Origin of the sequence: Staphylococcus sp. GDH8C109P (genome assembly GCF_017893405.1) — a bacterium.
GTDB classification, from domain to species: domain Bacteria; phylum Bacillota; class Bacilli; order Staphylococcales; family Staphylococcaceae; genus Staphylococcus; species Staphylococcus cohnii.
In genome coordinates this window covers 297,280-322,011 of the sequence record NZ_JAESMX010000019.1, presented here as the reverse complement: position 1 = coordinate 322,011, position 24,732 = coordinate 297,280, and the positions used below count along the sequence as shown (strand labels likewise).

The 24,732-nt window shown below is 32.3% G+C and carries 18 protein-coding genes; 11 read left to right on the top strand and 7 right to left on the bottom strand.

Going from position 1 to position 24,732, the window contains the following annotated elements:
- Positions 1 to 465 precede the first annotated feature (465 nt).
- On the top strand, positions 466 to 1,656 hold the full coding sequence (locus KA867_RS11085) for an ornithine--oxo-acid transaminase (RefSeq protein WP_210138055.1): 1,191 nt from the start codon (positions 466 to 468) through the stop codon (positions 1,654 to 1,656).
- A gap of 107 nt (positions 1,657 to 1,763) precedes the next feature.
- Positions 1,764 to 3,008 (top strand): Glu/Leu/Phe/Val family dehydrogenase, encoded by a 1,245-nt coding sequence (locus KA867_RS11080; protein WP_210138054.1) that lies wholly within the window; start codon positions 1,764 to 1,766, stop codon positions 3,006 to 3,008.
- A gap of 62 nt (positions 3,009 to 3,070) precedes the next feature.
- Here the strand turns inward: KA867_RS11080 and KA867_RS11075 are convergent, their stop codons facing one another.
- From KA867_RS11075 to KA867_RS11050, 6 genes are all read right to left on the bottom strand, one after another.
- On the bottom strand, positions 3,071 to 4,054 hold the full coding sequence (locus tag KA867_RS11075; RefSeq protein WP_210138053.1) for a glycerophosphodiester phosphodiesterase: 984 nt from the start codon (positions 4,052 to 4,054) through the stop codon (positions 3,071 to 3,073).
- Between the two features lie 292 nt (positions 4,055 to 4,346).
- A complete protein-coding gene (arsC, locus tag KA867_RS11070) occupies positions 4,347 to 4,742 on the bottom strand; it encodes an arsenate reductase (thioredoxin) (protein ID WP_210138052.1) in 396 nt (131 codons plus the stop codon).
- 17 nt (positions 4,743 to 4,759) lie between these two features.
- Positions 4,760 to 6,049, bottom strand: coding sequence for an arsenite efflux transporter membrane subunit ArsB (gene arsB, locus KA867_RS11065; RefSeq protein ID WP_210138051.1), 1,290 nt, complete (start codon positions 6,047 to 6,049; stop codon positions 4,760 to 4,762).
- A gap of 2 nt (positions 6,050 to 6,051) precedes the next feature.
- Positions 6,052 to 6,366, bottom strand: a complete 315-nt coding sequence (locus KA867_RS11060) for an ArsR/SmtB family transcription factor (protein ID WP_210138050.1) — start codon at positions 6,364 to 6,366, stop codon at positions 6,052 to 6,054.
- Positions 6,367 to 6,754: 388 nt separating this feature from the next.
- Entirely contained in the window at positions 6,755 to 8,149 is a 1,395-nt protein-coding gene (argH, locus tag KA867_RS11055) for an argininosuccinate lyase (protein WP_210138049.1), read from the bottom strand.
- Complete coding sequence (locus tag KA867_RS11050; RefSeq protein WP_210138048.1) at positions 8,142 to 9,344, bottom strand: argininosuccinate synthase; 1,203 nt, start codon at positions 9,342 to 9,344, stop codon at positions 8,142 to 8,144. Before KA867_RS11050 ends, argH begins: the two co-directional genes overlap by 8 nt.
- A gap of 353 nt (positions 9,345 to 9,697) precedes the next feature.
- Here KA867_RS11050 and KA867_RS11045 point away from each other — a divergent pair, with 353 nt between their 5' ends.
- The 9 genes from KA867_RS11045 (at position 9,698) to KA867_RS11005 (ending at position 23,127) form a co-directional block, all read left to right on the top strand.
- Positions 9,698 to 11,029 (top strand): glucose-6-phosphate isomerase, encoded by a 1,332-nt coding sequence (locus tag KA867_RS11045; RefSeq protein ID WP_210138047.1) that lies wholly within the window; start codon positions 9,698 to 9,700, stop codon positions 11,027 to 11,029.
- A 236-nt stretch (positions 11,030 to 11,265) separates the two neighbouring features.
- Positions 11,266 to 11,841: a TVP38/TMEM64 family protein gene (locus KA867_RS11040; protein WP_210138046.1), complete on the top strand. Its 576-nt coding sequence runs from the start codon at positions 11,266 to 11,268 to the stop codon at positions 11,839 to 11,841.
- A 4-nt stretch (positions 11,842 to 11,845) separates the two neighbouring features.
- A complete protein-coding gene (gene lepB, locus KA867_RS11035) occupies positions 11,846 to 12,364 on the top strand; it encodes a signal peptidase I (RefSeq protein WP_210138045.1) in 519 nt (172 codons plus the stop codon).
- Between the two features lie 18 nt (positions 12,365 to 12,382).
- Positions 12,383 to 12,955, top strand: a complete 573-nt coding sequence (gene lepB / locus KA867_RS11030) for a signal peptidase I (protein ID WP_107384475.1) — start codon at positions 12,383 to 12,385, stop codon at positions 12,953 to 12,955.
- A 229-nt stretch (positions 12,956 to 13,184) separates the two neighbouring features.
- On the top strand, positions 13,185 to 16,649 hold the full coding sequence (addB, locus tag KA867_RS11025) for a helicase-exonuclease AddAB subunit AddB (protein WP_210138044.1): 3,465 nt from the start codon (positions 13,185 to 13,187) through the stop codon (positions 16,647 to 16,649).
- Positions 16,646 to 20,317: a helicase-exonuclease AddAB subunit AddA gene (gene addA / locus KA867_RS11020; RefSeq protein WP_210138043.1), complete on the top strand. Its 3,672-nt coding sequence runs from the start codon at positions 16,646 to 16,648 to the stop codon at positions 20,315 to 20,317. Before addB ends, addA begins: the two co-directional genes overlap by 4 nt.
- Positions 20,318 to 20,342: 25 nt before the next feature.
- Entirely contained in the window at positions 20,343 to 21,482 is a 1,140-nt protein-coding gene (locus KA867_RS11015) for a DUF418 domain-containing protein (RefSeq protein ID WP_210138042.1), read from the top strand.
- 120 nt (positions 21,483 to 21,602) lie between these two features.
- Positions 21,603 to 22,508: a fumarylacetoacetate hydrolase family protein gene (locus KA867_RS11010; protein WP_210138041.1), complete on the top strand. Its 906-nt coding sequence runs from the start codon at positions 21,603 to 21,605 to the stop codon at positions 22,506 to 22,508.
- Between the two features lie 229 nt (positions 22,509 to 22,737).
- Complete coding sequence (locus KA867_RS11005; protein ID WP_019469044.1) at positions 22,738 to 23,127, top strand: YisL family protein; 390 nt, start codon at positions 22,738 to 22,740, stop codon at positions 23,125 to 23,127.
- Between the two features lie 254 nt (positions 23,128 to 23,381).
- On the opposite strand, the gene KA867_RS11000 is transcribed toward KA867_RS11005, so the two are convergent.
- Complete coding sequence (locus KA867_RS11000; RefSeq protein WP_210138040.1) at positions 23,382 to 24,704, bottom strand: CoA-disulfide reductase; 1,323 nt, start codon at positions 24,702 to 24,704, stop codon at positions 23,382 to 23,384.
- Between the last annotated feature and the right edge of the window lie 28 nt (positions 24,705 to 24,732).

Here is a 24,732-nt window from a genome sequence, read left to right as displayed (position 1 = left end):
TCTATCGAATATATAGAAATTGACGTTTTTTGTTTGTATAAAATTTTGATGAACGTTATGGTAACTTTTTATATTTATAACAATCAATGGTTGTTGCGACTGGCGTTTTTAGTTAGATATAGCATATATGTCTGAGATATTTAACGATTTTTATATAAAATATTATAAATTGCAGACGCTAGAATTAGCATAAATCATGTGATAGTGATTTTAATCAAGAAGAATTCATAAATTTATTAAAATTGGCTTGTGTAAACAGTCAGGAATGTGTCATTATATTCATGTAAAGGCTTACATTTTGATAGCTATATTCTAACTTTAATATTTAAAAGTTGCTATTTGAGTTCTGTATCTACGATTTTATTGTATTTTCGGAAAATAGTTTTCGTAAGTGAATAAATACGTTATGCTATGAATGAGTATTGCCAATAAATTATTTTATAATTCATACAAAGGGGAGATATTATGTCAAGATCTGAAGAAATCATTGAATTAACAAATCATTACGGTGCGCACAATTATGTGCCGCTTCCAATTGTAATTTCAGAAGCTGAAGGTGTATGGGTTAAAGATCCTGAAGGAAATAAATATATGGATATGCTATCTGCTTATTCTGCAGTAAACCAAGGTCACAGACATCCTAAAATTATTCAGGCTTTAAAAGATCAAGCTGACAAAGTGACTTTAGTATCACGCGCATTTCATAGTGATAACTTAGGGGCATGGTATGAAAAAATATGTAAGTTAGCTGGTAAAGACAAAGCCTTACCTATGAATACAGGTGCAGAAGCAGTTGAAACAGCATTGAAAGCCGCACGACGTTGGGCTTATGATGTGAAAGATATTGCACCTGATCAAGCTGAAATTATTGCATTCAATGGTAACTTCCATGGTCGAACAATGGCACCAGTATCATTGTCATCTGAACCAGAATACCAACGAGGCTACGGTCCATTATTAGATGGGTTCCGCAAAGTCGATTTTGGTAACATAGATGCTGTTAAAGAAGCAATCAATGAAAATACAGCTGCTATTTTAATTGAACCGATTCAAGGAGAAGCAGGAATCAATGTCCCACCAGAAGGTTATTTAAAAGAAATTAGAGAATTATGTGATGAACATAATGTATTATTTATTGCTGATGAAATTCAGGCAGGACTTGGACGTTCAGGAAAATTATTTGCTACTGATTGGGATGATGTAAAACCAGACGTATATATTTTAGGTAAAGCGCTAGGCGGTGGTGTATTCCCAATATCAGTTGTATTAGCAGATGAAGAAGTATTGGGGGTATTTACGCCTGGTTCTCACGGATCAACGTTTGGTGGTAATCCATTAGCATGTGCTGTATCAATTGCAGCTTTAGATGTATTAGTTGATGAAGATTTAGCAGGACGTTCTTTAGAATTAGGTGAGTACTTTAAATCAGAACTTGAAAAAATCAATCACCCATCAATTAAAGAAGTACGTGGTCGTGGATTATTTATTGGCATAGAACTAAATGAAAATGCTAGACCTTATTGTGAAAAGTTAAAAGAAGAAGGTTTATTATGTAAAGAAACACATGATACAGTAATTAGATTTGCACCACCTCTTATTATTTCCAAAGAAGAATTAGACTTTGCATTGGATAAAGTAAGAAATGTTTTTAAATAAAAATGTTCTGTAACTTAAGTTTTGAAAACCCTTTAAAAAGCAAAATCTTATGTTACAATTATCGTGAAAGCGAAATCATTAGTAACGAAAAAGAGGCGAAATGAATCATGACTGAGAATAATAATTTAGTTACTTCTACGCAACAAATTATTAAGGAAGCATTGCATAAATTGGGATTTGATGATGGGATGTATGACTTAGTAAAGGAACCATTAAGATTTCTTGAAGTACGCATTCCTGTACGTATGGATGATGGTACTGTTCAAACGTTTAAAGGTTATCGTGCTCAACATAATGATGCTGTTGGACCAACAAAAGGTGGGGTACGTTTCCATCCAGACGTTGACGTTGAGGAAGTTAAAGCATTATCTATGTGGATGACATTAAAATGTGGTATCGTCGACTTGCCATATGGTGGCGGTAAAGGTGGCATCATATGTGATCCTAGACAAATGAGTATACATGAAGTTGAACGTTTATCTCGTGGTTATGTGCGTGCGATATCTCAATTTGTTGGACCTACAAAAGATATCCCAGCACCAGACGTATTTACTAACTCACAAATCATGGCTTGGATGATGGATGAGTATAGTTCATTAGATAAATTTAATTCACCAGGGTTTATTACTGGTAAACCGATTGTATTAGGTGGATCACAAGGCAGAGACCGCTCTACAGCATTAGGTGTTGTAATTGCAATAGAACAAGCTGCTAAAAGAAGAGGTCTAGAATTGAAAGGTGCACGTATCGTTATTCAAGGATTTGGTAACGCGGGTAGTTTCTTATCTAAATTCCTATATGATATGGGAGCAAAAATTGTTGGTATTTCAGATGCTTACGGTGCATTACATGACCCAGATGGTCTTGATATCGACTATCTTTTAGATAGAAGAGATAGCTTTGGTACTGTAACAAATCTATTCGAGGAAACAATTTCTAATAAAGAATTGTTTGAACTTGATTGTGATATTCTTGTACCTGCAGCAATTGCTAATCAAATCACAGAAGACAATGCAAATGAAATTAAGGCTGATATAGTTGTTGAAGCGGCTAATGGCCCAACAACACCAGCTGGCACACGTATTTTAAGTGAACGTGGTAAATTGCTTGTACCTGATGTGTTAGCAAGTGCAGGTGGTGTAACAGTTTCTTACTTCGAGTGGGTACAAAATAATCAAGGTTATTATTGGACAGAAGAAGAAGTAAATACAAAATTGCGTGAAAAACTTATCACAGCTTTCGATACAATTTATGAGTTATCACAAAATAGAAAAATTGATATGCGCTTAGCAGCTTATATTGTGGGTATTAAACGTACTGCTGAAGCTGCACGTTATCGTGGTTGGGCTTAATTAAATATTTTAATTATAAAAAAAGAAGAAGTTCTTGTATTCAAGAACTTCTTCTTTTTATTTTATTTATTTTTTTGTTCATCATCTTGAATCACCTGTTTATATAAATCAGGGTAATTTGTGAAAACACCATCTACTCCATATTGATTTAAGCGGTGCATATCAGCTTCATTATTAACGGTGAAAGGATGTACGAGCAGGCCAGCTCTTTTAAGATTTTTAACATTTTGTTTTGTTAAATCTGTATATTCAGGTCCGACACCAATGGCATATTGACGGATTTGGTTAAAATCTTGTTGGGTTAATGAGCGTAATTCACCTTTATCTAATAATCTGATTAATGGGACATTGCTATTTAATTGATGCAATTTATTTAAGCTTTCGGGTGAAAATGATTGTAATAAGACATGTCCTTGATTCAATGATTGTTCATTAAGCATATTGTGATTATTCAATGTTTTTAATACTGCTTCTTCCATACCTGGGTAAACATCTGGTGATTTCGTTTCAATATAATAATTTGCATTTGTACCATAGCGTTCTAATATTTCATCTAATGTAGGAATTTCAGCACCTACATAATTTGAATTAGCATACTGAGGATTTGCAGCATTAAATTTACTTCCAGCATCTAATTGCTTTAATTCCTTTAGTGTATATGAATCAACTCTACCAGTACCGTTTGTAGTTCTATCTACAGTTTCATCATGCATGGCTACGAGATGACCATCTTTAGTCATCTGAAGATCGATTTCGATATAAGAAGCACCCATAGCATTGTGGCTTTTATCATATGAATAAAAAGTATGTTCTGGCGCATAGCCACTTGCACCTCTATGCGCGACCGTTGTATATTTCTCGCCCGTTAGATTTTGTGCTCTATTTGGATTATGTGAGTTATTATCCTTTTGGTTTGATGGTGTGGCATGTTGTTGTGTACTGACATTGCTGTTACTTTCGTTTGCTGATGTTATAGATGTCGTTCCAATTAAAGTTAAAGATAACGTTGCTATACTCGTGGATAGTACTTTTTTTAAATTTTGCAAGAATGGGTCACTCCTCGATATGTATTTACATACCAACCCTACAAAATAAAAGTGTGTTTGAGAATAACATTTACAGTATTAAAATTTAAGTTTTATAAAGTTAATATTTTTATAACAATATATTAAAATAATTAAAACATTTCCAGTATAAATATAATAGGAAATATTATTTTCTATATCACGCTAGCTTCATATCTTCATATAAGACGCCAAATCAACGAGTAAACGTCAATTTCTATTGAAATTGACGTTTACTTGTAGTTAAAACTACTATACTGATAATTTAATTGTTTTATCTTGTTTTAAAATTTTCAATAGCTAATTTAATCTCATCTCTAACACGTTGGAAATCTGACCACGATTTACCAGCTGGATCATCAAATCCCCAATGTTCTTTTTTTACATTTGGCGGTAAAATCGGACAATTCTTATCAGCATCACTACATAATGTTACGACCAAATCTGCTTGCTCTAAGATATCACTATTTATTAAATCTGATGTATGATTTGAAATATCAATATTTACTTCTTTCATAGCTTCTACAGCTTTAGGATTAACACCATGTGTTTCAATACCCGCAGAATAGACATGCCACTTTTCTCCTAAGATATGCTTTCCCCAACCCTCAGCCATTTGGTTACGACACGAGTTTCCTGTACATATAAAATAAATTGTTTGCTTGTCCATTATAAATACCTCTTTTCTTAAAATATGATAAGTGTAAGGTATAAACCCAACAGTGTTACAAATAATACTGGAATGGTAATAATAATACCCGTTCTAAAATATGTCCCCCATGAAATTTTCACACCTTTTTGTGTTAAAACATGTAGCCACAGTAATGTTGCTAAAGAACCGATAGGGGTAATTTTAGGACCTAAGTCAGATCCTATAACATTCGCATAAACCATGCCTTCTTTCATCGTTCCAATTACATTGGATTGGCCAATAGCAATAGCATCTATTAATACAGTAGGCATATTGTTCATAATTGATGATAAAAAGGCTGATATAAAGCCCATACCCATGATACTGCTAAATAATCCATAACTTGAAACGCTGGATAATACATCTGCTAAAATTGTGGTGATACCAACATTTTTTAATCCAAACACTACTAAATACATACCAATAGAAAATAGCACAATGTTCCAAGGTGCGCCTTTAATTACTTGCTTGGTATGAACTGCCTTAGATTTACGAGCCAAGAGCACAAAAATAAAAGCAATGAAACCAGCAATAATTGATACAGGGATATGAATCAATTCACTAACAAGATAGCCGACGAGCAATATGGCTAATACAATCCATGAAATCTTGAATAATTTGCGATCTTTAATTACAGCTCTAGGCGTTGTAAGATTTTCAGTATCAAATGTTTTTGGTATAGATTTTCTGAAATAGAGCCACAACACGAGAATGCTAGCTATTAATGAAAATATATTAGGTATTATCATACGACTAAAATATTCAATAAAGCCAATATCAAAGTAATCAGCAGAAACAATATTTACTAAATTACTTACAATTAAGGGCAATGATGTAGTATCAGCAATAAAACCACTCGCGATAATAAAAGGGAAAATCACTTTTTTATTAAATCCTAAATTTCTTACCATCGCTAATACGATGGGCGTTAAGATTAAAGCTGCGCCATCGTTGGCAAATAACGCTGCTACTATTGATCCTAGTAACATGATAAAAACAAACATTTTTAAGCCGTTACCGTTTGACGCCTTGACCATATGTATCGCAGACCATTCAAAAAATCCAATTTCATCTAATATTAATGAAATAAGAATCACAGCTACAAAGGTTAAAGTTGCATTCCAAACAATGCCAGTTACTTCTACTACATCGGAAAAGCTAACGACACCTGTAATAATAGCTATAATAGCCCCAGCTAAAGCCGTAATACCAATATCTAATCCCTTAGGTTGCCATATGACAAAAGTTAATGTTAAAAGAAAAATTATAATTGCTAGAATGGTCATGTTTAACACTCACCTGATTTCACATTTTTACATACGCAATGTTGGTTAGATGTGTTAATCATATTGAGACTTTGATTGATATCATCTAAAATAGCATGATTAAGTTGGTACATACGTTTGTTGCCATTTTTGCGTGTATTTACTAACTCATAATCTACTAACGATTTCATATGGTAACTTAGTGTAGGTTGTGAGAATTGAAAATGTTCCAATAAATCACATGCACATAATTCACCACAAGAAAGTAAATCTAATATTTCTAATCTGCTTGAATCGGATAGAACTTTAAGCAATGCTGAAAGTCTTTTATAAGACATAAGTATACCTCCTAAACACTAAATAGATTAACATCTATATAGAAATCGGTCTATATAGTTTTGAGATAAATAGCAAAAGAGGTCATTGATTTTATTCAAAAATATGTGATGTTGAATACTTTTTTAAACATACGCAAGCATATTTCGAGGAAGGTAGGTGAAATGTATAAAGCAAAGTGGTTTGGATAGTGTAAAAAAAGTCTGCCACAAAAAGTTTTGAACCAATGTGACGTATTTTGGCGAGAAGCTTGAGGGAATAGGACAAGCTGAAGCTATCCCTTAAGAAAACAAGCTAACAATATGAAGTATTGAATAAAAAGGAGCACTCAGATGAATTGAATTATATCATCTGAGTGCTATTTTTCCGGGATTTATGTCCCAAACGCTTTTATGAAGTTTGTTGATTTGTATCCTGTTGCTGCTTTATGACTGATAATTGGTGTTCCACAGCTGCTTGTCCTGTTGAACCATAACTAATTCTACGGCTAACACAATTTTCTGGCTTTAAGAAATCATAAATATCTGAATCGATACTTTTATGCGCATTTTGATATTCTTCCAATGGCACATCTAATAAATAGACATTATGTTGAATTGACCATAGTACGATTTTTCCTACAATTTCATGTGCTGTTCTAAATGGAACTCCTTTATTAACTAGATAATCTGCAAGTTCAGTAGCATTTGAAAAATCATTATAAACAGTTTGATGCAGACGATCGACATTTACAGTCATTGTATCAATCATTCCTGCAAAAATACGCAAAGAACCTTTTATCGTGTGAACTGCATCAAACAAGCCTTCTTTGTCTTCTTGCATATCTTTGTTATATGCTAAGGGTAAACCTTTGAGCGTCATTAATATGCTCATTAGGTTTCCTGTTGTACGTCCTACTTTACCTCTTATTAACTCTGCCATGTCAGGGTTTTTCTTTTGTGGCATGATTGACGAGCCTGTTGAAAACGCATCCGATAAAGTTACAAAATTGGCTTCTGCTGATGACCAAAAGATAATTTCTTCAGCAAAACGCGATAAATGTATCATTGTTAATGATATGTTATGCAATGTTTCTACAATATAATCTCTATCGCTTACAGCATCTATACTGTTTTCATAAACAGAGCTGAAATTTAATAAAGATTGCGTTTCATGACGATCGATTGGATAAGTCGTTCCACTTAGTGCAGCGGCGCCAAGTGGAGAAATATCGATACGCTTCAAACTATCCTGAAAACGCGATTTATCTCTATCTAACATCCAGTAATAAGTGAGTATATGGTGTGCAAATGAAATGGGCTGCGCTCTTTGTAAATGCGTATAACCTGGCATGATTGTATTGACATGTTGTTCTGCGATATTGACGATGGTTTGTTGTAAATCACTGACGAGCTCAACAATCTGAGTAACTTCATCTTTTGCATATAGATGCATATCAGTAGCGACTTGATCATTTCTGCTACGTCCTGTATGCAATTTTCCACCTGCATCACCGATACGCTTAATTAATTCATGCTCGATGTTAAGATGAATATCTTCTAAAGAAACATCGAACGTTAAATTACCTTGTTCATAATCATTTAAAATCGCTGTTAAACCATTAACTATTTGCTTACAGTCTACATCAGTTATGATATCTTGTTTGGCTAGCATTTTAGCGTGAGCAATACTTCCTTGCACATCATATTGAATGAGTGTTTTATCAAAGTGAATGGAGGCATTGAATTCATCGACCCAATCTTCGGGCTGCTCACTAAATCTTCCTCCCCAAGCTTTATTACTCATCTAAATAACCACCATGTAACATAGAATTAACTTTTGTAGGTAAACCAAAGATATCAATAAAACCGACTGCAGATTCTTGATTAAATGCATCTTCCTTAGTATAAGTGGCTAATTTTTCGTTATATAGTGTATGAGGTGACTTTCTGCCGTTTACAACAGCATTACCTTTAAATAATTTAATACGTACATCACCAGAAACGAATTTTTGTGTACTATCCACAAAAGCTTTTAAGCTATCTGTTAGTGGAGAGAACCAAAGACCATTGTATATTTGTTCTGAAAATTGTTTTTCAATAACAGGTTTAAAATGTGCTACATCTTTAGTTAAAGTAATCGTTTCAAGTGCTTTATGTGCTTTCATTATGACTTCTGCTGCAGGCGTTTCGTAGACTTCTCTTGATTTAATTCCAACGAGTCTATTTTCTACATGATCAATTCTTCCGATACCATGTTTACCAGCTAATTTGTTTAAATCTAAAATTAATTGACTTAACTTATAAGAATTACCATTTAAAGCGATAGGTAAGCCTTGTTCGAACGTAAGTACGATTTCATCAGCTTCGTCAGGTGTATCTTCAATTTCATTTGTTAAGTCAAATGCATCTTTAGGTGGTGCCGCATATGGATCTTCTAAAATACCGCATTCATTACTTCTTCCCCATAGATTTTGATCAATAGAATACGGAGAATCATGTTGAATCGGTACGGGAATATTATGTTTAATTGCATAATCAATTTCTTCTTCACGGCTCCAAGCCCATTCTCTAACTGGTGCAAATACTTTTAATTCTGGATCTAATGCTTTTATCGCAACTTCAAAACGAACTTGGTCATTACCTTTTCCGGTACAACCATGTGCAATGCCTACTGCATTCGTTTTACTAGCAATTTCAACTAATTTTTTTGAAATTAAAGGTCTTGATAATGCTGATACTAAAGGGTATGTGCCTTCATACATCAGATTGCCTTTGATTGCATATGAAACAAAATCTTCACTGAATTCTTCAGTGGCATCAATAATATGACATTCAATTGCTCCCATATCTAAAGCTTTTTGATGAACTAAGTCTAAGTCCTTACCTTCACCAACATCCAAACAGCAAGCTACGATATCATAGCCTTTATCTATCAACCATTTTACTGCCACACTTGTATCTAAACCGCCGGAATATGCTAAAACTATTTTTTCCTTCATATATTACACCTCAATTGAATTTTTTAATATATTGTTTATAAATTTGATATTAGTAAGTATAGCAGAAGAATTATGAAAATAAAACCATTTTTATACATAATTATGCAAATTGTAAAAATTACTTATAATCTAAATATCCATTTAGGTAGTGATTTGTAGATGTTTTGATGTTTGATGTGCTTTGTATTGATGTATATATTTGTGAATATATCGTTAGATATTCTATCTGTTATATAAGAAATGAATAAGCTAAAATAATTATAAAAAATTTTGTTTTGCAGGCTAGTTGTTTGAATAGTCAAAATAAACTTAGTAAAATATGTATGAAATCAAAAACACTGGAGGCAATTTAGATGACTCATATTCAATTAGATTATGGTAAAACTTTAGAATTTTTTGGCGAACATGAATTACAACAACAAAATGACATTGTTAAATCAATTCATAATACAATTCATGAAGGAACAGGTGCTGGTAGTGATTTCTTAGGTTGGATTGATTTACCTGTTAATTATGATAAAGAAGAGTTTTCACGTATATTAGAAGCTTCTAAACGTGTCAAAAATAATTCAGATGTATTTGTTGTAATTGGTATTGGTGGTTCATATTTAGGTGCACGTGCTGCAATTGAAATGCTGACACCAGCTTTTAGAAATAGTGATGAATATCCTGAAATTGTCTTTGTAGGTAATCATTTATCTTCGACATATACACAAGAGTTAATTCATTATTTAGATGGTAAAGATTTTTCAGTAAATGTCATTTCTAAATCTGGTACTACAACAGAACCAGCAGTTTCATTTAGACTATTTAAACAAATCTTAGAAAATAAATATGGTAAGGAAGAAGCAAAACAACGTATTTTTGCAACTACTGATAAAGAAAAAGGTGCTTTAAAACAATTAGCAACAAATGAAGGCTATGAAACATTTGTAGTTCCTGATGATATTGGCGGACGTTACTCAGTATTAACAGCAGTAGGTTTATTACCAATCGCTGTTGCAGGTATTGATATTGAAGCTATGATGGGCGGTGCTGCAAAAGCCAGAGAAGAGCTTTCTTCTGAAAACCTAGAAGATAATATTGCATATCAATACGCTAGTATTCGTAATATTTTATATGCAAAAGGCTATGACACTGAAATGTTAATAAACTATGAACCTTCAATGCAATATTTCAACGAGTGGTGGAAACAATTATTTGGTGAATCAGAAGGTAAAGATTATAAAGGTATCTATCCATCCAGTGCAAACTATACAACTGATTTACACTCACTTGGACAATATGTGCAAGAAGGTCGTCGTTTCTTATTCGAAACGGTTGTCAAAGTAAACACACCAAAACATAACATTACTATAGAAGAAGATAGTGACAATTTAGATGGATTAAATTATTTAGCAGGCAAAACAATAGATGAAGTGAACACTAAAGCCTTTGAAGGTACTTTATTAGCACATACTGATGGTGGCGTACCGAATGTAGTAATTAACGTTCCGCAATTAGATGAAGAAACATTTGGTTATCTTGTTTATTTCTTTGAAATGGCTTGTGCAATGAGCGGCTACCAACTTGGGGTCAATCCGTTTAACCAACCAGGCGTAGAAGCATATAAACAAAATATGTTCGCGTTATTAGGTAAACCAGGCTTTGAAGATAAAAAAGAAGCATTAGAAAAACGTTTATAATTTTATCTATTTATTAATTTAAAAAACGACTGACAAAATGATTTCCGCACTAATAAGGCGGAAATCATTTTTTGTATGTTCTTTATTTTATCATTGCACATCATCATTTCTGTGAGATGTCGTTAACTGTTTTGGTACTTGAGACTGATATTTGCACAAAAGCATACATAATTGTTTTAAAATCGCTATAATACACTTATAATTATCGTTGACTAACAATGGTAGGGATTGATGAAATGACTCAAGAACAAGTGCAGTATTGGTTTGATTTATTTGGCAGTTTAGGTTATATCGTAGGGTTTTTATTGCCTTTTATTGAAGCTTTTGTCCCAGTACTACCTATTATTGTATTTGTGATTGTTAATGTGAATGCATTCGGATTATGGATGGGCACATTATTAGCATGGTTGGGAACTGTTTTAGGGAGCTATCTTGTATTTTTAGGCTTTCGCAGATTGAACCATACACGTTATATGAAAAAGTTACAGCAACGTACCTCAGTGCAGAGGTTAATACATTTTATAGATAGAAAAGGGGTTATCCCTATTTTTATTCTATTATGTTTTCCATTTACTCCAAGTGCATTAGTGAACTTGGTAGTGAGTCTGTCGCATATTAAAGCACACGTATATCTTGTTGTATTGTTCAGTTCAAAATTGATAATGATCGGTTTGATAGGATGGTTAGGGAATGATATTACGACGCTATTTACAGAGCCATTAAGGTTGATTATCATTATTATTGTTATTATTGTCGTATGGTTTATAGGTAGAAAACTTGAACGATATTTTATGCATTCTCCAGAGGAGTGACAATTTGAGTAAGGTAGTAAAACATTTGATTTCTATAATATTTGCGATTATTATTGTAATATTGATTCAGACTTTTATTGTTACAGGAGCAGTCATACAAGATAAAAGTATGACGCCGACGTTGAAACAAAACGATCGTGTGATTGTTAATAAAATCAAAACAACTTTTAACATGTTAAAGCTAAACGATATCATCATGTACCGTAAAGGAAACGATGTACATATGGGTAGAATTATCGGGAAGCCCGGCCAATCTATAACCTTTAGAAACAATCAATTGTATAGAGATGATAGGCAAGTAGATGAAAGGTATACTGAGTCAAGTATTGATGATTTGTCCCTCAGAAATATTAAAGGTTCTGAAGGAGATATTATCCCACCAGACGAATACTTTGTACTGAACGATAATCGTGAAATAAAAAATGATTCTAGAACAGAAGGCTTTGTTCGACAAGAAGACATTATTGGTGATGTAAGTTTAAGGTATTACCCTTTAAGCAACTTCACAGTAAACTTTAAATAAATAGACGAGGTGTAAAAAGTGAAAAAAGAGATACTAGAATGGATTGTGTCAATTGTTGTCGCAGTAGCGTTAGTATTATTGATTACAAATTTTGTTGCAAAATCATACACAGTTAAAGGGGATTCTATGGATCCAACCTTAAAAGACGGTGAACGCGTAGTTGTAAATATGATTGGTCAAAAACTAGGACATTTAGAAAAAGGAAATGTCATTGTATTCCACGCTAATAAAGAACAAGATTATGTAAAACGTATCATTGGTACATCTGGAGATAACATTGAATATAAAAAAGATCAATTATATGTTAATGGTAAAAAAGTTGATGAACCTTATTTAGATTACAATGAAAAACATAAACTAGGTGAATATATTACAGGTACTTATAAAACAAAAGAAATTAATCAAGTTGATGGTAAAAACAAAATTCCAGAAGGGAAATTGTTAGTATTAGGTGATAATCGTGAAGTAAGTAAAGATAGTCGTTCATTTGGTTTGATTGATGAAGATAAGGTGGTAGGTAAAGTTTCATTTAGATATTGGCCACTTAATAAGATGACATTTGGATTTAATCCAGATGTCAGTTATGAATAGAAAATATATGCATATATATCCTGAGACATACAAATGTCTCAGGTTTTTTCTTTATAGAACGATTGTACAATTTAAGGTTTGTTAACCGTTTGAGAATGTTTTGTAAACATGAAAGATATACAGTATTTAATTAATATAGGAACTTAAATGTAGGAAAATCACATAGACTAATAAACAAAGTACAATACTTAATATGTTAAAATATAAATCAAAGGAGTTGTTGTATGCAATGGAATTCAATGCTTATATTGGGAGAGCTGGCACTGGTAAATCATACAGTGTAATAGAAGAAATAAAAACAAAAATGAAACAAAATCCATTAGGGGATCCTATTATATTAATCGCACCAACCCAAAACACTTTTCAGTTAGAACAAGCTTTTGTAAACGATCCTTTATTATATGGCAGTTTGAGAACTGAAGTACTCCATTTTGAACGTTTAAGTCATCGTGTTTTTCAAGAAGTTGGAGGATTAACAGAGCAACAATTATCCAAAGTAGGTACTGAAATGATGATTTATGACATTATTCAACAACATCAGTCACAGTTGAAATTATATCAATCACAAGTGAAATACTATGGTTTCAGTGAAAAATTATATGAACAAATACAAGATTTTAAGAAATATGCAGTTTCACCACAACATATTGAAGATTATATAGCAACCAACCACTTACAAACGAGGACTAAGCATAAATTAGAAGACATTGCGTTAATATATAAACATTTAGAGGATAGAATTCGTGGAGAATATATTTCTACTGAGGATAGTTTGCAACGATTTATTGAGGTGATGAATCAGTCTGAATGGTTACAACGTGCTGAGATTTATATTGATGGATTTCATAACTTTTCTACAATCGAATATCAAATCATTCGGTCATTAGTTCAAAATACTAAAAAAGTTACAGTTGCTTTAACTACTGATGGAGATAAAGATATTTTTAGTTTATTTAGAAAGCCATCAGAATCGTTAACACATATGCAAGATATCGCAAGTGAATTAAATATTGATTTAAATATTAAGCAATTCTATCAACAACAAAGATTCATTCACGACGATTTAACACATTTAGAACAAAATTTTAATGCATTGCAATTTGAACCAATTGCGTCAAAAGGACACATCTCTATCATAGAATCATCAGTGATGCGAGAAGAAATAAATGAAGTTGCAAGACGCATTCTAAAAGAAAATCGTGAATTGGGTAGACGTTTTCAAGATATTGCTATTTTATATAGAGATGAGACATACGCATATTTAATGGAATCTATTTTACCCCAATATGACATCCCGTATAACATTGACGTCAAGTCATCAATGACGCATCATCCTATAATGGAAATGTTCCGTTCATTAATTGAAGTACTCCAGACAAATTGGAACTTTGAACCACTCATGCGTTTGTTTAAAACAAATATTTTAACTAAAAAATTTAAAGACAGCCAATACTTAATTGATATTTTAGAAAATTTTGTATTAGAACGTGGTATTTATGGAAAACGTTGGATAGATGATAAATATTTCCAAATTGAACAATTTAGAAAAATGGGTTTAAAACGACAACCTTTAACAGAAGAAGAGCGTGAAACATTTGAGAGAGTCATCCAATTAAAAGTAGATGTGATAGATAAAATTATGCGTTTTGAAAATCAAATGGCTAATGCAACAACAGCTGTTGATTTTGCAACGGCATTTTATGAAGCAATCGAATCATTTGATTTACCCAGCCAGTTAATGACAGAACGTGATACGTTAGATGCTGAAGGCGAACACCGTAAAGCAGAAGAAATTGATCAAATATGGCATGGTTTTATTCAAACATTAGATGATTTAGTTACAGTATTTGGAACTCAAGATTTAACAAAAAGTAGATTTTTAGAGTTGTTAGATATTGGCTTGGATCAATTAGAATTTGTAATGATTCCTCAAACACTTGATCAAGTTAGCATTGGTACCATGGACCTAGCAAAAGTTGATAATAAGCAACATGTGTATTTAGTGGGTGTAAATGACGGTATTTTACCACAGACTGTAACTGCTTCAGGCTTAATTACAGATGAAGAGAAAAAATACTTCGAAGAACAATCTGAGATTGAATTAAGTCCAACATCAGATATATTACAAATGGATGAAGCATTTGTTTGCTATATTGCTATGACGAGAGGGCGTTCAGAAGTGACATTCTCGTATTCATTAATGGGCGCAAGTGGAGATGAAAAAGAAGCAAGTCCATTTTTAAGTCAAATTCAGCAACTGTTTACAAATCTTGAAGTACAAAACATTCATCGTCAACATCAAGCAAATCCACTAACGTTAATGGAACACCCACATCAAACAAAAATTGCATTATTTGAATCACTCAAAGCGTGGCTTGATGAAGAAATTGTCGCAGACACATGGTTAGATACATATCAAGTTATGAGAGATGATGAGAAATTAAATGCTGGACTTAGTTATTTATTATCAGCACTCACTTACGATAATAAAACAGTACAATTAAGTGAGGCATTATCAAAAGATTTATATGGTACGACCATTAATGCTAGCGTATCACGTTTTGAAGGGTATCAATCATGTCCATTCAAACACTTTGCTTCACATGGTTTACGACTTAATGAACGTACAAAATATAAACTGGAAAACTTTGATTTAGGTGACATATTCCATCAAGTATTAAAATTTATCTCTGAAAAAATTAATGGTGACTTCAAAAATTTAAACATAAAGCAAATTCAAAAATTAACGAGTGACGCATTATCTGAAATTCTTCCAGAGATACAATTTAATTTATTAAATTCAACAGCTTATTATCGCTATTTGTCACAGCGCATTGGTTCAATAGCAGAAACAACTTTAACCGCGTTAAAATATCAAGGTAGTTACAGTAAATTTACGCCGCAACGCTTTGAAGCTAGCTTCAGAAAAAAACCAAGGGACAATCAAGAGCTATATGCTCAGCCTTTACAAACAACACAAGGAGTTCCTATCAATATTCGAGGACAAATTGACCGGATAGATACGTATAACCATGGAGATGAAAGTTTTGTAAATATTATTGATTATAAATCATCAAAATATAGTGGAACCTTAGATTTAACAAAAGTCTATTATGGTATGCAAATGCAAATGATGACCTATATGGACATTGTATTACAAAATAAATCTAGACTCGGACTAACGAATATGACTAAACCAGGTGGGTTATTATATTTTCATGTTCATGAACCACGTATAAAACTTGCATGGAATGAATTAAATGAGACGAAAAGAGATTTAGAATTTATTCAATCTTTTAAATTAAGTGGCTTATTGAATAGTGATGAAGCAGTATTAGACGCTTTTGATACGCGAATAGAACCAAGTTATAATTCAGATATTGTACCTTTAGGTTTAAAAAAAGACGGTGGTATTAAATCTAATAGTAAAGTTGCGGACGAAAAAACTATTTACAAATTAATTCAGCATAATAAACAAAATTTTATAGAAACAGCATCTAATATTATGGACGGACATACAGAAGTAGCACCCATGAAGTATAATCAAACACTGCCATGTGATTTCTGTAGCTATAAACCAGTCTGTCATGTTGATGGCATGATTGATAGTAAACGCTATAGAACTGTAGATGAAACAATTAACCCGATTGAAACGATACAAAATATGGAGTTAGAAAGTGAGGAAGAAGAATGATAAGTGAGATTCCTGTAAAACCAGCTGATACAAGGTGGACCGATAATCAGTGGAAAAGTATCTTTGCAAAAGATCAAGATATACTTGTAGCAGCAGCTGCAGGCTCTGGTAAAACAGCGGTCTTAGTTGAACGTATCATTCAACGCATTCTTAGAGATAAAATCGACGTAGATCGTTTATTAGTTGTAACATTTACTAATGCTAGTGCAAGAGAAATGAAGCAACGCGTAGACCAACGTATTCAAGAAGCATTTATTGAATCACCTGATAATACACATCTAAAGAATCAACGCATTAAAATTCATCAAGCTCAAATTTCTACACTTCACAGTTTTTGTTTAAAGTTAATTCAGCAACATTACGATGTATTAGACATTGATCCAAACTTTAAAACAAGTGGTGAAGCGGAAAATATTTTGCTACTTGAACAAACCATTGATGAAGTTTTAGAACAACATTACGATATATTAGATCCTCATTTTGTTGATTTGACTGAACAATTGTCTTCAGATAGAAATGATGAGCAACTTAGAGATATTGTAAAAAAAATGTATTTCTTTAGTGTTGCTAATCCCGATCCTTTGAATTGGTTAAGCCATCTTTCAACACCATATAAAGATGAAGCACAACAGGAAGCATTATTAAAATTGCTTAATGAGTTGGCTATGATATTTATGGAATCAGCGTTAGAGTCATTAAATAAAAGTTATGATTTATTTATGATGCTTGAGCAAGTTGATAAACAAATTGCAGTTATCGAGAAAGAACAAAAATTTTTAGGTAAAGCTATGGAAAATGGTCATATCAATCATGAGGCAATCGTGCAACACGAATTCGAAAAAACATTTCCTCGAAAAGATAAAAAGATTAAAGAAGCAAATGAAATGATGATAGATGCTTATGACGATGGTAAAGCATATTACGATAATTATAAAAAATTAGTGTCAAAAGTTAAAAATGATTATTTTTCAAGATCTTCAGATAATCTAAAAGTAGATATGCAACGTTTAGCACCTAGAGTAGCTTATCTTGGTCTTATTACCAAAGATGTCATAACACTTTTTAATCAAAAAAAACGCAGTCGAAATATTTTAGATTTCTCAGATTATGAACATTTTGCTTTGAAAATTTTAACAAATGATGATGGTTCACCTTCAATCATTGCACAAGCTTATCGTGAACAGTTCGAAGAAATTTTAGTAGATGAATATCAAGACACAAATAGAGTACAAGAAAAGATTTTATCTTGTATTAAACGTGGCGCAGAACATGATGGCAACTTATTTATGGTAGGGGACGTAAAACAGTCGATCTATAAATTTAGACAAGCAGATCCTAGTTTGTTTATCGAAAAATATAATCGCTTTACTGTAGATGGTTCATCATATGGTTTACGTATAGATTTATCTCAAAATTTCCGTTCAAGATTAGAAGTATTAACAACAACTAATTATTTATTTAAACACATGATGGATGAATCAGTGGGAGAGATTAACTATGATGATGCAGCACAGTTATATTATGGAGCTCCCTTTGACAACAAGCCACATGATGTGAATTTAAATATGTTAGTAGAAGATGCATCTTCTGATTTAAATGGTTCTGAACAAGAAGCAGAATACATTGTACAACAAGTTGAAAAAATAATGAATAATCATGAAATCTATGATATTAAAACACAACAATATCGAAAACCTAATTACAAAGATATCGTTATTTTAGAAAGGTCATATGGGCAAGCGCGAAAAATACAACAAGCATTTAAAGATCATAATATTCCGTTTCATGTGAATAGTAAGGAAGGGTATTTTGAACAAACAGAAGTGCAATTGATATTGTCCTTTTTAAGAACAATTGACAACCCGCTACAAGATATTTATTTAGTCGGGTTAATGCGTTCAGTTATTTATCAATTTACAGAAGATGAATTATCGAACATTAGAGTGTTTAGTCCTCATGATGATTATTTTTACCAATCTATACAACATTATATGGATAATGATGTTGCCAATAAGAAACTAGTCAAAAAATTAAAATCATTTTTAAATGATATAGCTATGTATCAAGACTACAGTCAAAATCATCCTGTATATCAACTGATTGATAAATTTTACAATGATCATTATGTTATTCAATATTTTAGTGGCCTTATTGGTGGCAAAGGGCGACGTGCGAATTTATATGGATTGTTTAATAAAGCAGTAGAATTTGAAAATTCTAGTTTTCGTGGTTTATATCAATTTATTCGGTTTATTGATGAACTTATGGATCGCGGAAAAGATTTCGGCGAAGAAAATATTATAGGTCCTAATGATGATGTTGTGCGAATGATGACAATTCATAGTAGTAAAGGATTAGAGTTTCCATTTGTTATTTACTCTGGTTTATCACGTAAATTTAGAAGAGACGATTTACACAAACCTGTAATCTTAAACCAAAATTATGGACTTGGTATGACGTATTACGATGTTGAATCAAATTTAGCGTATCCTTCATTATCATCAGTCACTTTGAAAGCAATCGCAGAAAAAGAAATGGTTTCCGAAGAGATGAGATTGATTTATGTGGCATTGACACGTGCTAAGGAACAATTATTTTTGATTGGTCGTGTTAAAGATGAGAAGGAATTAACACAGCTTGAGCAGGTTTCTGTCTCGGAAACACATTTACCAGTAAGTTATAGAATTACAGCCCAAAGACCGATTGATATGATATATCCAATACTAGCAAAATATCAATCATCGTCATTGCCAAGTGAAATGCGATTCGAGCAATCGGTAGATGATATTGATGCCACGATGAAACCTTATGTGAAATTGACTACAGAATTTTATGAAGATGTTGCTTCAGAACAAGTTATTTCAGATAGTGAGCAGCGTACTGTTAGTGACATTGAGAATATGAATAGTGGCAATGACACCTTAAAAACGCAAATACATCAACAATTAACTTACGTCTATCCGTATCAGGAAGCCATGGTAAAACCTTCAAAACAGTCTGTTTCTGAATTGAAACGACAATTAGAAACGGAACAAGCGGATACAAATTATGATAGAGTTCGACAGTATCGTATTGGTACGACTGCATACGAAAGACCTGCATTTTTAAGTCATCAAACTAAAAGAAAAGCAAATGAAGTTGGGACATTAATGCATACAGTCATGCAGCATTTGCCATTTAAACAAGAAAGGTTAACTTCAGAAGAAATTGAAGCATTTGTTGACCAGTTAATTGTTAAATCTATTATTCCTAAAGATGCAAAAGCTGACATTCAATTTGAAGATATTTATAAATTTGTTGAGAGCGATTTGTATCTTGCGATAGCGCAAAGTGATTATATTTATCGTGAATTACCTTTCGTTGTTAATCAAGCAAAGGTAGACCAGTTGCAAGATGGAGAAACAGATGCATCAATTATTCAAGGGATGGTTGATTTAATTTTTATTAAAGATGATCAATATTACTTTGTTGATTATAAAACAGATGCTTTTAATAGGCGTTTGCATATGTCAGATGAAGAAGTCGGAAATCAACTACGCACTCGTTATAAAATACAAATGGAATATTATAGAAACACCTTACAGACCATCCTTGGTGAATCTGTTAAAGGCTATCTATATTTCTTTAAATTTGGTCAGCTTTCAATAGATGATAAGTCGATAAAATAATGCTTTGATAAAGGGGTGCTAAACAGTGTCGACACAGCAGAGAATATTTGAATTGGATGCTTTACGTGGGTTCAGTTTGTTAGGCATTGTATTGATGAATATTTTGACTTTTAGTATGCCCTATGAAGAATCATTTCTTCCTGATTTAGTGAAGGGTATAGATGAAAGTTTATTAAGAGGCGTTACGTTTTTGGTGATTAGTTCTTTTTATCCCATTTTCACTTTTTTATTTGGTTATGGTTTAGCCATAATGTATAACCATAGTCTAAAAAGATCAATGAAATACTATCCTTTTATTTATAGGAGATTAATATTTTTATTAATAATAGGTGCATTGCACGGTTTTTTACTTTTTTCAGGTGATATTTTATTCAGCTATGCTTTTACTGGGATGATTGCAGTATTATTTATTAAAAAAAATGCGAAGCAACTTTTAAAGATAGGTATTGTTTTGTTTGTAATAAAAGTATTGATATTGATTTTACCTACTTTTTTAGTGACATTCTTCGATGATCCATACAGTACTATTAACATAAGCGGATATACTGTTTCTGAAGTCGTCAACTTAAAGCAAAGCGGTGAATATTTTAACTATTTAAAAATAAATGTTGCTGAAAATATCTATAATATTATAGATACAGTAACTTTTTCTGCATATTTTGAATTTTTACCGTATGTGTTCTTAGGAATGGCAGCACAAAAATACAACTTAATTAAAACAGTACAATCTAATCAAGGTCGTCATCGTCATATTTTATATGTATCTGCTATGTTAGTTGTAGGATATGCTTTTAAAATGCCATATGTAATTGATTATGGAAATCAAGCTTTTGCTATTATTAGCGCTATGATTGGTGGCCCACTTGTAGCATTTGGTTACATAGTATTGTTTATCTATTGTTGTCAATTTAACCAGTTTTCTAAAATAATGCGTATTTTTAAGTATCCAGGAAAATTAAGTTTAACAGTATACTTAATGCAAAGTTTTATTTTTACATTTATTTTTGTAGGCTTAGGTTTTTATAATAAGCTGCCACTTTATGAATCTTATATTATCGTATTTATTGTATATAGTTTGCAACTTATTTTCTGTTATATATATCTGAAATTTTATAGATATGGACCTATTGAGTGGTTGTGGCGTAAAGTGACTTATTTAAAATAATGATGAGATATCTAAGACAGTGTTTATTGAATTTTTTGAAAATAATGGGTATTTATTTGTGATTTGTTACTAAATATAGTTATAATATGTAATAAGATATAGATGAGGAGCTGATATTGAATGAAATTTTTATCATTCAGACATAATGAACAGACATCTTATGGTGTGAAAGTTAAAAGAGAAGAAGCTGCTTGGGACTTGAAAAAAGTCTTTGCAGATTTTGCGGAAGGAGACTTTCATCCTAAGACATTATTGAATGGTCTTCAACAAAACCAAATATTAGATTTCCAAGAACAAGTACGTAAAGCAGTCGTAGCGGCAGAAGATAGCGGTAGAGCTGAAGAATATAAAGTTGCATTTACAGATATTGAGTTTTTACCTCCAGTAACGCCAACAAATAATGTGATTGCTTTTGGACGTAACTATCAAGACCACGCAAGTGAATTAAATCATGAGGTACAACGTTTATACGTCTTTACAAAGGCAGCTTCATCGTTAACGGGTGATAATAGTGTAATACCAAACCATAAAGATATTACAGACCAGTTAGATTATGAAGGTGAGCTAGGTGTTGTAATAGGTAAATCAGGTGAAAAAATTCCTAAAGCTTTAGCGCTTGACTATGTATATGGCTATACAATTATTAATGACATTACTGACCGTAAAGCTCAAAACGAACAGGACCAAGCATTCTTATCTAAAAGTTTAACTGGTGGTTGCCCAGTTGGTCCATATATTGTAACAAAAGATGAATTACCAACACCTGAAGATGTAAATATTGTAACTAAAGTAAATAATGAAATTCGCCAAGATGGTAATACAGGAGAAATGATTCTTAAAATCGATGAATTGATTGAAGAGATTTCAAAATATGTAGCATTACATCCTGGTGATATTATTGCTACTGGTACACCAGCTGGTGTGGGTGCAGGCATGGCACCTCCTAAGTTCTTACAACCGGGTGATGAAGTAAAAGTAACGATTGATAATATTGGTACGTTAACAAATTTCATATCAGAAAAATAAAAATAAATGAATTAGGCTAATGATAATAAAGTTAGCCTAATTTTTTTGAAACAAAGTAATGATATTGCTTTAAATTGAAAATAAAGATAAAATGTGAAGTGCAGAACTTTTTTTGAAAAAAATATACTTTTTCAGTATGATTAGAAAAGTATGCTTTTAATTTTGTGATTAAAAGTTATTATGTATTTATATTTTTATAAAAAGTTAAAATAGTGTGGGGGTATTATATATGTTACATATGCATATTGCAAGTTGGGTATTATTAATTATCTTGTTTTTCGCAGCTTATTTTAATTTCTCAGAAAAACAAGGTGCAACACCTTATTTTAAACCAATTCATATGCTATTAAGATTATTCATGGTTTTAGTCTTAATTTCAGGATTTTGGATCTGGATTCAAGCATTTGGTGATGGAAATTCAGGCGGACATATGTTATTAACATTGAAAATGATATGTGGTGTTGCTGTAGTAGCATTAATGGAAGTGACAGTTACAAAACGCAAAAAAGGACAATCAAGCAATGGTATGATGTGGGGCACGATTGCATTAATTATAATTACTATGATTATTGGTGTTATTTTACCGCAAGGCCCAATCACACAAATGTTTGGTATGTAAAAAAACGGAGACATTTAATTGTCTCCGCTCAGATTGTCGACAAAGTCTCCGGCTTTGTCGACAGTTTTTTTTGCACGCTTTCCGCAAGTACTGTCTTAGCCTATAGTCTTCGGCTAGTACTATTCCCGCAAGAGTCGACATAAATCACTGCTAACATTAAACTGAAAACATATATAAATTAAACAGTGATGGTGCTTATGACGTTGAATAAATCAATATGAAATGATTTCTATCTCTGAATTAGTGCTCAATAATCATTTATTGCGTGCTTTATAGCCTATCATGTTGATAATATCTTTTGGTCGACTATAAGGTGGAGCATAAGCAACTTCGAACTCAGTAAGCTCATCAATGGTTAATTTCTGTAACATGCCCATAGATAAAACATCTATACGTTTATCAGCGCCATTTTTTCCTACAGCAGCTGCACGAATGATACGTCTACTAGGTTTATCGAAATAGACACGTAAATGTAGCTTAGTATTTCCAGGGTAATAACCTGCATGTTCACCTTGGTTAGCTTCTACTATTTCATAATCAAAGTTATCTAATTCTTGTGGTGTTACACCAACGCTGGCAAAGGTATAATCAAAGAATTTTACAATATTTGAACCTAAATAACCCTTAAAGTGTACAGAAGTATTTCCTGCTAGTTGTTCTGCTATAATACTTGCTGCTCTATGAGCCCCCCATGCTAAAGGTACATGTGCATTTAAGTCTACATGACGATAATGAGAAGTAATAATATCTCCTAAAGCATAAATGTTTTCAATGTTCGTTTGAAACTGATCGTTTACTGGAATGTAACCTTTACTGTCTAAAGTTACATTTGATGATTGAATGAATTCTGAATTAGGTTTAACGCCAATCCCTTCAATAATCAAATCATAGTGTTCAACTTTACCAGATTTAAAATGAACTTCACGACCATTCACTTTTACAATTTCTTCATTTAAACGATAGTTGATATCTCTTGCTTTCATTTCATCAAAAATAGGTTGATTCATATCACTATCCATTAATTTGTTCACATGAGTTGAACGATGTATTAATGTGCTATCAATACCTCTATGATGTAAATTATCTAATATTTCTAATCCAATATAACCCGCACCAACGACAAGTGCTGTTTTAACGTTTTGTCGCTCGATAAAGTTTTCGATGGCATCAGTATCTTCCATATTTCTTAATGTAAAACTGATATCACTGTTTAAGTTTAAAGCATTCGCGCTACAGCCTGGACTTAAAATTAAAGTGTCATACTTTTCTTCAAACGTTGTATTGTCTTGTTTGTTAAAAACAGTGATTGTTTGCGTTTTGTCATTAATTGCAGTTACTTCGTGATAAGGCTTAACAACAATCTTTTTAGAATCATAGAAAGACTCTGGGGTTGCTTCTAATACTTTGTCTCTAGAATCTACGACATTTCCTAAATAATAAGGCAGTGCACAGTTAGCAAAACTCATATCTCTATCTTTTTCAAAAACGATGATTTCACTCTCATGGTCTAATCTTCGGATTTGGCTAGCAACGGTTGCACCACCAGCAACAGCCCCAACCACTACAATTTTATTCATAGTATATAGCCTCCTATAAATTTAATAA